The organism is Syntrophomonas wolfei subsp. wolfei str. Goettingen G311 (genome assembly GCF_000014725.1).
Lineage (GTDB): Bacteria > Bacillota > Syntrophomonadia > Syntrophomonadales > Syntrophomonadaceae > Syntrophomonas > Syntrophomonas wolfei.
The window spans coordinates 270150-283837 of sequence record NC_008346.1; the positions used below are offsets into that span (position 1 = coordinate 270150).

Sequence of the window (13688 nt, forward strand, 5' to 3'; positions counted from 1 at the left end):
TGGAAAGCGGATGACGGAAGACGGACATCGGGAGTAAGGGGTGTAGGGTTGGAAGGCGGATATTAGGGGCCATCTGGTCTTCGTCAGGTTTTAGGGTTTGGGTCGAAGGTATGGAGTTGGGTAAAGAGTAGGGGAAAAGAGGCAGTTTAAAACATGGAGATAGATAGTTTTATTCCTTATGGCAGGCAAAACATAGAGCAGGATGATATTGATGCGGTTATTGAAGTTTTACGCTCTGCTTGGATTACCCAGGGACCCTGGGGAGAGGAGTTCGAAAAACAGGTAGCTACCTACTGCGGGGTGTCCTATGCGGTGGCTTTTAACAGCGGCACCTCGGCTTTGCATGCCGCCATATATGCGGCGGGGATAGGGCCAGGGGATGAAGTGATTACTTCCCCCGTAACTTTTCTGGCCACGGCCAATGCGGCTGTTTACACAGGTGCCCGCCCGGTTTTTGTGGATATGGATATTAACAGCTATTGTATTGACCCGCAGCTGCTTGAAGCGGCTATTACTCCTCGCAGCCGGGCCATCGTTCCGGTGGATTATGCCGGTTATCCGGTGGATATAAGCGTGATAAAGGAAATAGCCCGGAGGCATAATCTCCTGATTATAGAGGATGCTGCTCATGCCCTGGGGGCGCGGAGGCAGGGGCGAGCGGTAGGCCAGGATGCGGATATGAGTATCTTGAGTTTCCACCCGGTAAAACATATTACTACCGGGGAAGGGGGAATAGTGCTGACGGATAACCCGGAGCTGCAGGAGCGTTTGCGGCAGTTTCGCAGCCATGGAATAGTGCGTGATGCCTCTCGGATGATGGAAAACCATGGTCCCTGGTACTATGAAATGCAGAGCCTGGGCTATAATTTCCGCTTAAGCGACATCCAGTCGGCCCTGGGCATTTCCCAGTTGAAGAAGTTGGAGACTTTTGTGGAGGAAAGGCAGCGGATAGCTTGCTATTATGATCAGGCCTTTGCTGGCATTAAGCAGCTGCATACTCCGCCACGCCCGGCTGCTGGCGATCGCCATGCTTATCATCTCTATCCTTTGCTCCTGTCTCCCGGGATTGACCGCCAGGAAGTATTCTCCTACCTGCGGGAGCGAAAAATCGGGGTGCAGGTACATTATATTCCGGTGCACCTCCAGCCTTACTATCGTAAAAATTATGGCTATGGCCCAGGTGATTTTCCGGTGGCGGAGGATTTCTACCGGCGTGAAATCAGCTTGCCCATTTTTCCGGGATTGAAACGGGAGGAACAGGATTATGTGATACATCATGTTTGTTCGTCGGTCGTCGGACATCGGAAAACGGAGGGCGGATAACGGAGGGCGGAAAGCGGAAGACGGAGGGGTTGACCCAAGAGATAAGAACAGCAGGCAAAAGAACCGTCCCCTTGCCTGCACCGGAAAAACTATGGCTACGCCCCTGGTGATTTCCCGGTGGCGGAGGATTTCTACCGGCGTGAAATCAGCCTGCCCATTTTCCCGGGATTGAAGCGGGAGGAACAGGATTACGTGATACATCATGTTTGGTCATCGGTCGTCAGATGACGGAAAACAATTGTCTTGAATTATTTTAAAGCAAAGGGTAAAATTTACCTATAAGGATGGAAAGGGGGCTACTATATGGAAACTGCAGCTATAGCCGGGATGGCTATGGGAGTTCAGGCCGCCAGGCTACAACAAGAGGTGGCGACCGGGGTCATGAAAATGCAGATGGATGCGAGTAAAGAAGCGGCCCAGGGTATTATCGATATGATGAAAATGAGCAGCCAGGCCCTGGAGAAATCAGTAAACCCCCATCTGGGAACTATGTTGGATATTTTGGCCTAGTTTATGGCAACTCCTGTTTCAGTAAATTAGGGGAAAAGAAAAAATGTGTTGAACTGCTCCGCAGTTGCTTTTGATGCATAAACTTGCCAGGTTTCAAGTATTAGAAAGGAAGGCCAAATGGAATATATGTATGAGGTAGCCGGACAAATAATCGAGCTTTCCCAGACTATTAAGGAAGGCTTGATACATATCAACGAAAAAATGGACGAGGGGCAATTAAAAGAGACCTTATATCTTTTCGAAGATGTACTGGAAGCCTTCTCCTCTATTGAAATACCCATACAACCGGTCTTGCAGGCGGATAATATGGATGAATTGCAGGGGGCTACGGCTGAGCTGAAGAAGAGCCTGGAGATGTTGGCCCAGGCTTTTGAAGCCAATGATTTGGAAAAGGCCCGAGCAGAGATATCGCAATCCCTGATTCCGGCTTATTCGCGCTGGCAATCAGAATTGGAGCAAAGCCTCAAGGCTTACCGGGAGTCGTAAGTTTTGAGGAGATAGCTTCTTTATCACCTAACCCAGGATACCCGGGAGGATTATTCCCGGGTTTTTTATTTTGCCTGGTCCTAATATTGCCAGGTGATATAAAGTTTTAACTGCCTTTACACGATATTCTTCATAGTCGATATTATATCGCTAGGAGGTTTATGTGATGAGTGTTAATGCTCAGGCGTATAATCAATACAAGAAATCTGTGGTAGAAACTGTTGCTCCGGAAAAGTTACTGCTTATGCTCTATGATGCAGCTATTAAAAATATAAATAATGCCAAAAAGGCTATAAAGGAAAAGGATATAAACCGGGCTCACGAACAAATAATGAGAACGGAAGAGATTATTGTTGAGTTGATGTCTACTTTGAATATGGAATATGAAATATCAGGGAGGCTATTTGCCCTTTACGAATATTTCTATCACCGCCTTACCCAGGCCAATGCCCAAAAAGATATTGTAATACTAGATGAGGTAGAGGGATTCTTGCTGGAGTTAAGGGGTACCTGGCAGGAGGCCATCAACGCTCTGAAAACAGCTCCTTCCCAGGATAACAAGGTTGAAGTTGAACCCGTGGCTAGTGTAACTCCAAGAATTCCAAGTGAAGCAATGGGGGTCAAGCCCATAAATCCAGCCACTACAGCCAAAGGGATTAACATAACCGGTTAGTTTATTTCCTGCAGCATCTTACTATTCGAGCCCCTACTAACTCACTTTTCATCAATGGTTGCGGCCCCTTGGGCCATGGGTGGTTAATAAGAAAAGCTTCGTATTGACAAAAAAGCAACTTAATAAAGTATTTATCCGATAATTCGATATTTACAATAAGACTTCACTGCAAAAACCCCTTTTGATACAGAAGGATTACATAAATATAACTTCTTGAGTGGAATCAAATAAAAAAAGCAAGGAGTAAGGGTAGACACCGTACTCAGGAATTCTCTTTTTATCAATGCTTATGTCCCCGGTATGGGGAGGTTAATATTATCAAATAGCGCAGGGAGGCGAGATTTATGCGGGTAGATGGGCAAGGGATGGCCCCTAATGTTTTCCCCTCTGATACTCCGGTGAACCGGCCGGTGAATTCGGCTGCAACTGTAGTTAAAGAGCCAGGCGGAGAGCCCCGGGAGAGAATTGGACGGGAAAGTCTAAGTGCACAGATGGAAGCCAAAAAAATCGAGGAAATAGCCAGGAACCTGAATGAAGCGGTTAAGTTTGCCAGTTGTCATCTCGAGTTTCAACCTTATGAGGATAGCGGGCGTTTTCAGGTTAAAGTAGTAAATAGTCTAAGCGGTGAGGTTATAAAAGAGATTCCCCCGGATTATTTGCTGGATTTTTCCATTAAGATGAAAGAAATGATAAATCAGGTAGTAGGTCTTTTCGTAGATGAACTGGCATAAAGGGGAAACTATGGTTATTAGTAAATGGAGTCGAGTATGTATGGAGACGATTTCGCCAATTGAAAAAGCCCGGGGATTATATGGGGATTTGCTCCTGTTATCCAAGGAGCAGTTGCTGCTGGCTCGAAGCATTAATGCTGATAAAGATATTAGCCAGGAGATGCTGACTCTGTTTCAAAAACGCCAGGAAATAATGGAGGGGATAGACCTCCTACTGTTGGAAATAAATCAAGGGGAAAATAGGAATAATACAGTAAATAGTAAAAATAGCCGGGTTGAATTCCCGCTTTCTCTGGGAAAACAGCAAGCAGAAACACATGATAAAGTAATACAAGAAATTATTGCAATAATTAGAGAGATTCAGGCCCATGATGAGGTGGGACGAAAAATCATGCAAAAATCGCAACGGGAAGCAGGAAAAAAGCTAGCCAGCCTGAAAAGAAGCCAGGCAGCTTCAAATGCCTACTTACATGTCGATAGCTATGCAGACGGCTGGTTTTTTGACCAGAAAAAATAGCGGGCTAAATTAAGCAGATTGGGGAATAATGCTACGATGACCAGGGAGATTATTAGAGAAATAATTGAGAACTTTAAGCAGCAAAAGCAGTGTTATTCTCGTATGTCGGATTTAGCCAGTGAACAATTGGCTATTCTGGAAAAAAGCCAGGGCCAGGTATATGCAAGTGAGATAGACGGCTTGCTCAGGCAGAGAAAAGAAATTTTGGATGAGATAAATGAAAATAACCGGAAAAATAAGAATCTTCAACAGAAAATAGTAAAAGAGCTGGGAATAGAAGAATTTGTTCTGGGCCAGTTGGAGGGTAGTTTGGAATCTGATCACTATCAGGCTTTAAAAGAACAGATAAGCAATTTAAGCCAGCTTTTAGAAATGATTAGCGAAAAGGACCAACAAAGTCAAGAACTCATGCAGCAGGCCATTAAATCCAAGCGGCAGAAAAAGCCGCGAGGCAGTAGCCAGCAGGCCAGTCAGGCCTACAAGCAATCCAAACTTACCAGGGAATAGTTAGGCAAAATTAGCGCGACGTTGACACGGGGACGGGGTTGTTGACAACTTCATCCTTCACGTTGACACGGGGACGGGGTTGTTGACAACTTCATCCTTCACATCAAAAAACTATTTTCTTACTAACCCCCCATGGCTCAGGGGGCCACAAACACCAACGAAAATTTCTTACTAACCCCCCATGGCTCGGAGGCCAAAAAACCAGCGATGAAAAGTGAGTTAATCCTCACTTTCCTAGGCTCAGGAATAATTGTGTTATTTCTTGCTATTTTAATCTTTTCACAGTATAATAAGCCGTAAGGCTTAATGGGCTACTTTTTCCAGTGCACATTGGGCAAATTTCTAAAAAGCGAGGTTTTTTTTACATGTTTCAAGACAAGACTTTAGTGTGCCAGGATTGTGGACAGGAATTCGTTTTCACTGCTGGTGAACAGGAATTCTACAGTGAAAAGGGGTTTGAAAACGAGCCCAAACGTTGCCGGGAATGTAGAGTGAATCGTCGTAATAGCCGTAGTAATAGCCGGGGGCCGCGCGAAATGTTTGCCGCAGTCTGTGCCGGTTGTGGGGCTGAGACCGAGGTTCCCTTTAGACCAGTTGAAGGCAGACCGGTCTACTGTATGGAATGTTTCCAAAAACAAAAAGAAGCAGCATACTAAATACGAATTTATTACCGGGCTTTTTAAGCCCGGTTTTTACATTTCTGGGGCTGTGCGGGGAAGGTTCTTTTTTATTGTCACCCGCTTACTCTCGTGTCATCCCCAGCTTCGTTTAACGACAAGATTCTTTTCCGCTAAGGATTTTTAGGCTACTAAGTAGTATAATATAGTTAACAACAGGGAAAGAGGTGTTTCTATGAAATTTATCATCAGAGGCAGGAACATTGAGATTACCGATGCTCTAAAAGATTACACCACCAAGAGGCTTTCCAAGTTGGAAAAATACATCGATGATGTAAAGGAGGCACAGGTAGCTTTATCAATTGAGGGAGAGGATCATAAAGTCGAAGTTACCATACCCTTGAATGGAATAATCCTCCGGGGAGAGGAAATGAGCGATGATATGTACAGCTCCATTGATATGGTGGAGGAAAAGCTGGAAAAACAGATTGAAAAGTATAAAACCCGGCTTTACCGGAGCAACCGGGGCGCAGGCCTGAAGAAGGCTCTGGCCGAGGAAATCAAAAAAGAATTGGATAAGGGCGAAAAAATTGAGAAGTTTAAGGTCGTTCGCAGCAAGAGGTTTGCCTTAAAACCCATGGATGTAGAAGAAGCCATAATGCAAATGAATCTTTTGGGACACAGCTTTTTTGTATTCTTCAATCCCCAGAGCGAAGAGGTAAATGTAGTCTATAAAAGGAAAGACGGAAATTACGGATTAATTGAGCCGGATTTCGATTAGTTGAAGCAGGTAAGGAAAAAGTGATAATATTAATATCAATGAAAATATTAGGAACCATAATGGTTCCTTCTTTTTTGCGAGGTATAAAAGATGATTAAAAGTTTATTGAAATCCCTCTTGGATGATGATGAAAGAGAAGTCAAGAAACTCAGGCGAACGGTGGAGGTAATAAATTCCCTGGAAGCGGAGTTCCAGGAGTTGGCGGAGGAGGAATTTCCGCAAAAAACCGGTGAATTTAAGGAAAGATTAAAGAATGGCGAGGAACTTGACGATATATTACCTGAGGCTTTTGCCTTGGTAAGGGAAGCTTCACAACGGGTTTTAGGCATGCGGCACTTTGATGTGCAGTTGATTGGGGGAATGGTTCTTCACCAGGGAAGGATCGCCGAGATGAAAACCGGTGAAGGTAAAACCCTGGTGGCCACCTTGCCGGCCTATTTGAATGCCCTGGAGGGTAAAGGGGTTCACATCGTAACCGTTAATGATTACCTGGCGGCCCGCGATGCGGACTGGATGGGACCGGTTCTAGAATATTGCGGTCTGTCGGTAGGCTTAATTGTACACGGGTTAAGTTATGAGGAAAGAAAAGCCGCCTATGCTTGTGACGTCACTTATGGTACTAATAACGAAATGGGTTTCGATTACCTGCGTGACAATATGGTGGTGTCTGCGGACAATATGGTGCAGCGCGAGTTGCATTATGCCATTATTGACGAGGTTGACTCGATACTGGTTGATGAAGCCCGCACCCCTTTGATTATTTCGGGAGAAGGGGACAAACCTACCACCCTTTATTACCAGATTGCCAAATTTATTCCCCGTTTGAGGAACGAAGAAGACTATAAGGTGGACGAAAAGGCCCATGTAGTTACCCTGACCGAAGAAGGGGTAAAAAAGGTTGAGAAGTATTTTACCATAGAGAATCTATCCGAAAATATGGAACTTGCTCATCATGTAAACCAGGGCTTGAAGGCTCATAGCCTTATGAAGAGAGACCGGGATTATGTGATTAAAGATGAACAGGTAATAATAGTGGATGAATTCACTGGGCGCTTGATGTTTGGCCGCCGCTATAGCGATGGCCTGCACCAGGCCATTGAGGCCAAAGAGGGAGTAAAGATAGAAAAGGAGTCCCAAACTCTGGCCACTATTACCTTCCAGAACTATTTTCGCATGTACCATAAGTTGGGAGGAATGACGGGTACAGCCAAAACTGAAGAAGAGGAATTCCGCAAGATCTATGGTATGGATGTAGTTAGCATTCCTACCCACAACCCCATGATAAGGGAAGATCAAGCGGATATGGTTTATCGCACGGAAGAAGGGAAGTTCCGGGCGGTAGTAGAAGATATTATTTCCCGGCATCAAGCCAAACAGCCCGTTCTGGTGGGTACTATATCTGTTGAAAAGTCCGAATACTTAAGCGCAATGCTGGCAAAAAGAGGAGTTAAACATCAGGTATTAAATGCCAAATACCATGAAAAAGAGGCTCAGATCATTGCCCAGGCGGGGCAGGAGGAAACGGTAACCATTGCCACCAACATGGCGGGACGAGGAACCGACATAGTTTTGGGGGAAGGAATACAGGAATTGGGGGGTCTTTATGTTCTGGGAACGGAAAGACACGAATCCCGCCGTATAGACAACCAGCTGCGCGGGCGTTCCGGCCGCCAGGGGGATCCAGGCGAATCGCGCTTCTATGTTTCCCTGGAAGATGACCTGATGCGACTCTTTGGCTCAGCCAATGTTGAAGGTCTTATGGATCGCCTGGGTATGGATGATGACATGCCCATTGAGCATAAAATGATAAGCCGCGCGATCGAAAGTGCCCAGAAGAAGGTAGAAGCTCGCAACTTTAGCATAAGAAAAAATGTTTTGGAGTATGACGATGTTATCAACCAGCAGCGGGAAGTAATGTACGGGGAACGCCGCAAGGTGCTCTTCGGCGAGGATCTGAAAGAAACCGTTGCCAGCATGGTGGATGATGTTATAGAGCAGGCAGTGGAGAGATTTGCCGGTGAATTTAAATACTCGGACGAGTGGGATTTACCAGGATTTCTTTCCTATATTGAACAGAGTATCATTCCCCAACCTGATTTCAATCAGGAGGATATGCGGGGAATGCGAAAAAATGAAGTTGTGGCATTTCTGGCAGAGAAAACGCAGACCCTCTATGAACAGCGGGAAAAAGAAATGGGCAGCGAGATAATGCGGGAGCTGGAAAAGGCTATACTCTTGCGGATAATTGATGAAAAATGGATGGATCATATTGATGCCATGGATCAACTCCGCAATGGAATTTCCTTGCGGGCTTATGGTCAGAAGGATCCGTTAATCGAGTACAAATTCGAGGCCTTTGAGGCTTTTCAAATGATGATTGAGAGTATGAAGGAAGATGTGGTGCGCTACATTTTCCGGGTGAAGGTGGTTCAACAACCGGAGGAAAGAAAAACCTTTGAGAACCAGGGGGAAGAGGCAGAGAAGAAGCCGGTACGCGTAGGCAAAAAGATAGGACGCAATGACCTCTGTCCCTGTGGAAGCGGGAAAAAGTATAAGAAATGTTGCGGGAGAGGGGTTAGTTAATGGATATAGCTACTTTTATCGGATTGGTAGTGGGCCTGGGTGGCTTGGCAGGAGGTTTCCTGCTGGAAGGCGCACACTTGAGCAGCCTGTGGGGACATACCGCTTTTATCATTGTTTTTGGCGGCACCATAGGCGCCACAATAGTATCCTATACGATGGAAGAGCTAAAAAAAGTGCCTTTTTTTCTTAAAGTGGTATTTAGCGAAAAGAAAATCGACTATTTTACCGTGATGGAAACACTGGTGGAAACGGCGGACAAGGCCAGGCGTGAAGGCCTGCTCAGCCTGGAGAGCCAACTGGGGGAAATAGATAATGAATTCCTGTCCCGAGGACTGCAGCTGGTAATCGATGGTACCGACCCCGAATTAACCCGCAGCATGCTGGAAATGGAGATAGAAGCCCACGAGAAAAGCCAAAAAGTAGGCGTTGACATATTTATGACGGCCGGCGGTTTTGCTCCCACTATGGGTATAATCGGAACTGTTATGGGATTGATCCATGTTTTGAGTAATATAGCCGAGCCGGACAAGCTGGCCGGTGCTATTGCGGTGGCTTTTTTAGCCACCCTTTATGGTGTTGCTTCCGCCAATGTGATGTGGATACCCTTTGGAACCAAGATAAAGGTAAAATCAGGCCGGGAAATCCTCCTGATGGAATTGGTTTTGGAAGGAATCCTTTCCATTCAAGCTGGGGAAAATCCCCGGGTAATCCGGGAAAAACTTATGACCTTCCTGCCGGCTGATGCCAGGGAAAAGGGGGCAGAACAGGAGAGAGCCAGGATGGAGATGTGATATAGATGGCTGGTCGCAGAAGAAAGAAAGTCCAGGAAGAAGAACAAGGTGGTATGGAACGCTGGCTTATCACCTATGCAGATTTGATTACCCTGTTAATGGTGTTTTTTGTCTTGATGTATTCCATGAGCCAGATTAACGCCCAGAAATTTGCGGCTGTAGCCAATTCCTTGAGCCTGGTGCTTAGCGGGCAGGCTATGTCCACCCTTAGTACCCAGGGGCCATCGATGGTTGAAGGCCTGTCCGGGCAGATGCTGCCTGAAGGGCCGGGTACCATCCCGGACAATCAGGGACAATTGGACGAAGTTAAACGAATGATTGCCGAGTTCATAAAAGCAGAAGACCTGACTGCTGATGAGGCTCAGAAGGGGGGGAGTACCTCCACTACCCGCTTGAGTGACAACCTGATAGTTTATGAGCAGGAGCGGGGACTGGTAATCAGTTTTAAAGATACCATGCTCTTTGCCAGTGGCTCGGATGAGCTTACCCCGCGAGCACGAGAAATCATCCAGCAGATAGGAGGAGCCTTGCTCAAGTTGCCCAATTTTATCAGGGTGGAGGGGCACACTGATAACCGGCCCATAAACACGGCTAAATTTCCCTCTAACTGGGAGCTTTCCGTTTTGCGGGCTTCTAATGTGGTGCATGTTTTAAACGAGAATGCCCGTATTCCGGCGGAACGCCTGTCCATAATAGGTTATGGGGAAAACCGTCCCCTGGTGGCTAATGACAGCGATGAAGGCCGGGCTATGAACCGCCGGGTAGATATAGTAATATTAAAGAAGAAATATGATTATTTTGAACCGCCTCAAAGCACCCATCAAGAGGATATGCAGCCAGGAAATCAATAATAGAAAGGAAAACAAGGAGGGAAGATTTTGCTGATTGATCCCAAAAATACCTGTCGGGAGATAATTATTAGTTTATCTGAGATGAGGGTTTCCCTTTGACCTGGATAACTGCGAGAAACAGATAGAATCTTTGCAGAAGAAGACCCTGCAAGAGAACTTTTGGAGTGAGCGCAAAGAGGCCCAGGAAATATTGAAACAAATAAGCAAGCTCCAGGAAAACCTTAATCTTTATAAAGAACTGATGGGGACAGCTCAATACCTGAATGACATTCTGGAAATGGCTGAAGAAGAGAATGATGAAACACTTTGGCAGGAAAGCGTGCGGGAACTGCTGGCTTTGCAGAAGAGATTCCGGGAATTTGAACTGTTGGTTTTATTTTCTGGCCCCCATGATTACAGCAATGCCATTGTTTCTCTTCATGCTGGGGCCGGGGGAACCGAAGCCCAGGACTGGGTAGAGATACTATTCCGCATGTATAGCCGCTGGGCGGAAAACAGCAGCTATAGTATTGAAGTTTTGGATTTTCTGGATGGTGATGAAGCTGGCATCAAGAGTGTAACTTTTTTGGTTAGAGGCCCTTATGCCTTTGGCAAGTTAAAATGTGAAGAAGGAGTACATCGCCTTATTCGCATATCCCCTTTTGATTCTTCCGGGCGCCGCCATACATCATTTGCCTCCCTTTCCGTACTGCCCGAAATAAATGAGGATATCGAGGTATTAATCAATGTTGAAGATTTACGTGTTGATACCTATCGTTCCAGCGGAGCCGGCGGGCAGCATATCAATAAAACCGATTCGGCGGTTCGTATAACCCACCTGCCCAGCGGAATTGTAGTACAATGCCAAAACGAGCGCTCCCAGCATGCTAACCGGCTGGCAGCCATGAAAATATTACAAGCCAAACTCTATGCTTTAAAGCAGAAGGAGGCCCAGGATAAGCTGCAGAGTATCAAGGGAGACTATAAAGAGATTGCCTGGGGAAGTCAAATCCGAACCTATACCTTAAACCCCTTCAATCTCATCAAAGACCACCGAACCAATATGGAGATCGGCAATGTACAAGCGGTGCTGGACGGAGAATTGGATGACTTGATTTTCGCCTGCCTGCACTGGAAGAGTAAAATTAAGGAATGACTCTACTGCGAAAACCACTTTTGATGCAGAAGGGTTGAATAAATATACAAAGCGAGAGTTGGCGAAGCATGGATGCAACGCCCGGCGAAGGCGAGCAGGCGAAAGGGGACGAGCGACAGGATGTCGCGAGAGCGCTACCTCCCATGGACGGGAGATTAGCGCGGTACCCCTTGAGCCGCTTGACAAGCCGCAGGTGTTGCCCATGCGTAGACTGCGAGCGGTATATTTATACAAGCCAATGAATATTAATATCTTTTTTTAGTTATCAGGACTGGATAAAGTGAATTTCAAATATAAGGGAGACTGAAATGTGAGAAGGATTGGCGAAGAAGAGCTGGTTCTTACCAGCGAAAAGGCAGGAATTATCAGGCGGGAAATAATAAAAATGCTGGGTGAAGCCGGTTCCGGACATACCGGAGGCTCCCTGTCAGCTGCCGATTTGGTGGCCTGCCTGTATTTCTGGGAAATGAAGCTTGACCCCAAAAAGCCGGACTGGGAAGACCGGGACCGCTTTGTGCTAAGCAAAGGTCATGCCGCCCCGGTTCTATATGCTGCCTTGGCGGAGAAGGGATTCTTTCCCCGGGAGTATCTGAAAACTCTGCGCAAATTAGGCAGTCCCCTGCAAGGACACCCGGATATGCGAAAATTGGCCGGAGTAGAAGCCTGTACAGGTTCCTTGGGGCAAGGCATCTCCTGGGCAGTAGGAATGGCCCTGGCCGCCAGGATAGACCAGAGGGATTACCGGGTTTATGCCTTACTGGGCGATGGAGAATTGGAGGAAGGTATGGTGTGGGAGGCCGCCATGGCCGCTGCCCATTACCGCTTGGACAACCTGCTGGCCCTGGTGGATAATAATGGCCTGCAAATTGATGGTAAGATTGCCGAGGTCATGTCACCTGAACCCATAGCGGATAAGTTTGTCGCTTTTGGTTGGAATACCCTGGAGATTGATGGGCATGACCACCGCCAGATTATGGAGGCTTTAAACAGCGCCCGTTCTTTTAAGGGTTCTCCTACTGCCATTATTGCCCACACTACCAAAGGCAAGGGCTGCTCCTTTATGGAAAACCGCGTGGAATGGCATGGTACCGCTCCTAACCGGGAGGAAATGGAGAAAGCTTTGGCAGAACTGGCCTAAAGCAAAATAGTACATTTTGTAGTGAATTTAGGGAGGAAAGATTTTTGAAAAAGCAAGCAACGAGGGATGCTTATGGCCAGGCCCTGCTGGAGCTGGGGGCCTTATATGATAATATAGTAGTTTTGGATGCTGATTTGTCCAAGTCCACCAAGACGGTGGAATTTGCCCGGGCCTATCCCGAAAGATTTATAAATGCCGGGATTGCGGAGCAGAACATGATGGGTATGGCCGCTGGGCTGGCTAGCTGCGGCAAGGTAGTTTTCGCCAGTTCCTTTGCTATCTTTGCCACTGGGCGGGCCTTCGAGCAAGTACGCAATTCCATTGCCTATGCCAAGCTAAATGTAAAAATCTGCGCCACTCATGCCGGGATTACCGTGGGTGAAGACGGGGGCTCGCACCAATCGGTGGAGGACATCGCCTTGATGCGCAGTGTACCCAATATGACGGTGATAGTACCATCGGATGGAATAAGCACCCGCCAAGCCCTTTTCCAGCTTTACCAGCACGATGGCCCCGCCTACCTGCGACTGGGGCGACCGGCTGTTCCGCAGGTTCACGATCCTGAGCTGGACTTTGCCATTGGGCGGGCGGTGGAACTGCGCAAGGGGAAAGACCTCAGCCTTATGGCCTGCGGCATCATGGTGAGCAAGGCTTTGCAGGCGGCAGAAATTCTGGCCGGCGAAGGGATAGAGGTTTCTGTTGTTGATATATTAAGTATTAAACCGCTGGATAAGGAAATGATTATTCGTAAGGCCAGAGAAAGCGGAGCTCTGTTGACTCTGGAAGAACACAGCATAATAGGGGGTTTGGGCAGCAGCATTTGTGAAGTAGTATGTGAGCATTGCCCGGTACCGGTAACTTGCTTGGGGATAAATGACCTCTTCGGCCAGTCCGGCAGTCCGGAGGAACTTTTGCAGTATTATGGCCTGGGTATAGAACAAATAGTGGAAAAAGCCCGAAAATTACTTAAAAAGAAATAAAAGAAAAAAGGATTTTTCGGCTTTTTTGTAGAACCACCTTGAAGGTGGTTTTTTTCTGTCTTTGG

General features: G+C 46.8%; 16 protein-coding genes. All 16 read left to right on the plus strand.

The genetic code is table 11. The features are described from left to right. Positions 1-153 precede the first annotated feature (153 nt). Positions 154-1323 carry a UDP-4-amino-4,6-dideoxy-N-acetyl-beta-L-altrosamine transaminase gene (gene pseC, locus SWOL_RS01205; protein ID WP_011639690.1) on the plus strand — a complete coding sequence of 390 codons (1170 nt, stop codon included), beginning with the start codon at positions 154-156 and terminating at the stop codon, positions 1321-1323. 75 nt (positions 1324-1398) lie between these two features. Beyond that, the gene (locus SWOL_RS14170) at positions 1399-1551 is read left to right on the plus strand and encodes a DegT/DnrJ/EryC1/StrS family aminotransferase (RefSeq protein WP_278078278.1); all 153 of its coding nucleotides are present in this window, start codon (positions 1399-1401) and stop codon (positions 1549-1551) included. 75 nt (positions 1552-1626) lie between these two features. Then, positions 1627-1833 carry a YjfB family protein gene (locus tag SWOL_RS01210; RefSeq protein ID WP_011639691.1) on the plus strand — a complete coding sequence of 69 codons (207 nt, stop codon included), beginning with the start codon at positions 1627-1629 and terminating at the stop codon, positions 1831-1833. 117 nt (positions 1834-1950) lie between these two features. Continuing rightward, positions 1951-2319 (plus strand): DUF8042 domain-containing protein, encoded by a 369-nt coding sequence (locus SWOL_RS01215; RefSeq protein WP_011639692.1) that lies wholly within the window; start codon positions 1951-1953, stop codon positions 2317-2319. 166 nt (positions 2320-2485) lie between these two features. Further along, entirely contained in the window at positions 2486-2992 is a 507-nt protein-coding gene (fliS, locus tag SWOL_RS01220) for a flagellar export chaperone FliS (protein WP_011639693.1), read from the plus strand. A gap of 344 nt (positions 2993-3336) precedes the next feature. Next, positions 3337-3723: a flagellar protein FlaG gene (locus tag SWOL_RS13415; protein ID WP_011639694.1), complete on the plus strand. Its 387-nt coding sequence runs from the start codon at positions 3337-3339 to the stop codon at positions 3721-3723. Continuing rightward, positions 3710-4240: a flagellar protein FliT gene (locus SWOL_RS01230; RefSeq protein ID WP_207635311.1), complete on the plus strand. Its 531-nt coding sequence runs from the start codon at positions 3710-3712 to the stop codon at positions 4238-4240. Before SWOL_RS13415 ends, SWOL_RS01230 begins: the two co-directional genes overlap by 14 nt. 36 nt (positions 4241-4276) lie before the next feature. Next, entirely contained in the window at positions 4277-4747 is a 471-nt protein-coding gene (locus SWOL_RS01235) for a hypothetical protein (RefSeq protein WP_011639696.1), read from the plus strand. A gap of 365 nt (positions 4748-5112) precedes the next feature. Next, positions 5113-5403 (plus strand): zinc-ribbon domain containing protein, encoded by a 291-nt coding sequence (locus tag SWOL_RS01240; protein WP_011639697.1) that lies wholly within the window; start codon positions 5113-5115, stop codon positions 5401-5403. A gap of 196 nt (positions 5404-5599) precedes the next feature. After that, positions 5600-6145, plus strand: coding sequence for a ribosome hibernation-promoting factor, HPF/YfiA family (hpf, locus tag SWOL_RS01245; protein WP_011639698.1), 546 nt, complete (start codon positions 5600-5602; stop codon positions 6143-6145). A 90-nt stretch (positions 6146-6235) separates the two neighbouring features. Further along, positions 6236-8728 carry a preprotein translocase subunit SecA gene (gene secA / locus SWOL_RS01250; protein ID WP_011639699.1) on the plus strand — a complete coding sequence of 831 codons (2493 nt, stop codon included), beginning with the start codon at positions 6236-6238 and terminating at the stop codon, positions 8726-8728. Then, positions 8728-9519 (plus strand): flagellar motor protein, encoded by a 792-nt coding sequence (locus SWOL_RS01255; protein ID WP_011639700.1) that lies wholly within the window; start codon positions 8728-8730, stop codon positions 9517-9519. Before secA ends, SWOL_RS01255 begins: the two co-directional genes overlap by 1 nt. A 5-nt stretch (positions 9520-9524) precedes the next feature. Continuing rightward, positions 9525-10370, plus strand: coding sequence for an OmpA/MotB family protein (locus SWOL_RS01260; RefSeq protein ID WP_011639701.1), 846 nt, complete (start codon positions 9525-9527; stop codon positions 10368-10370). 27 nt (positions 10371-10397) lie between these two features. Continuing rightward, a protein-coding gene (gene prfB / locus SWOL_RS01265) for a peptide chain release factor 2 (protein WP_423218530.1) occupies positions 10398-11505 on the plus strand; the annotation gives its coding sequence in 2 pieces (ribosomal slippage) (positions 10398-10466 and positions 10468-11505; 1107 coding nt in all). A 310-nt stretch (positions 11506-11815) separates the two neighbouring features. After that, positions 11816-12643 (plus strand): transketolase, encoded by an 828-nt coding sequence (locus tag SWOL_RS01270; RefSeq protein ID WP_011639703.1) that lies wholly within the window; start codon positions 11816-11818, stop codon positions 12641-12643. Between the two features lie 44 nt (positions 12644-12687). Continuing rightward, positions 12688-13623: a transketolase family protein gene (locus SWOL_RS01275; RefSeq protein WP_011639704.1), complete on the plus strand. Its 936-nt coding sequence runs from the start codon at positions 12688-12690 to the stop codon at positions 13621-13623. Positions 13624-13688: the final 65 nt, after the last annotated feature.

Bases quoted from the DNA above. Each gene is read 5' to 3' on its own strand.
- pseC (WP_011639690.1), top strand. From the start codon at position 154: ATGGAGATAGATAGTTTTATTCCTTATGGCAGGCAAAACATAGAGCAG.
- SWOL_RS01210 (WP_011639691.1), top strand. From the start codon at position 1,627: ATGGAAACTGCAGCTATAGCCGGGATGGCTATGGGAGTTCAGGCCGCC.
- SWOL_RS01215 (WP_011639692.1), top strand. From the start codon at position 1,951: ATGGAATATATGTATGAGGTAGCCGGACAAATAATCGAGCTTTCCCAG.
- fliS (WP_011639693.1), top strand. From the start codon at position 2,486: ATGAGTGTTAATGCTCAGGCGTATAATCAATACAAGAAATCTGTGGTA.
- SWOL_RS13415 (WP_011639694.1), top strand. From the start codon at position 3,337: ATGCGGGTAGATGGGCAAGGGATGGCCCCTAATGTTTTCCCCTCTGAT.
- SWOL_RS01230 (WP_207635311.1), top strand. From the start codon at position 3,710: ATGAACTGGCATAAAGGGGAAACTATGGTTATTAGTAAATGGAGTCGA.
- SWOL_RS01235 (WP_011639696.1), top strand. From the start codon at position 4,277: ATGACCAGGGAGATTATTAGAGAAATAATTGAGAACTTTAAGCAGCAA.
- SWOL_RS01240 (WP_011639697.1), top strand. From the start codon at position 5,113: ATGTTTCAAGACAAGACTTTAGTGTGCCAGGATTGTGGACAGGAATTC.
- hpf (WP_011639698.1), top strand. From the start codon at position 5,600: ATGAAATTTATCATCAGAGGCAGGAACATTGAGATTACCGATGCTCTA.
- secA (WP_011639699.1), top strand. From the start codon at position 6,236: ATGATTAAAAGTTTATTGAAATCCCTCTTGGATGATGATGAAAGAGAA.
- SWOL_RS01255 (WP_011639700.1), top strand. From the start codon at position 8,728: ATGGATATAGCTACTTTTATCGGATTGGTAGTGGGCCTGGGTGGCTTG.
- SWOL_RS01260 (WP_011639701.1), top strand. From the start codon at position 9,525: ATGGCTGGTCGCAGAAGAAAGAAAGTCCAGGAAGAAGAACAAGGTGGT.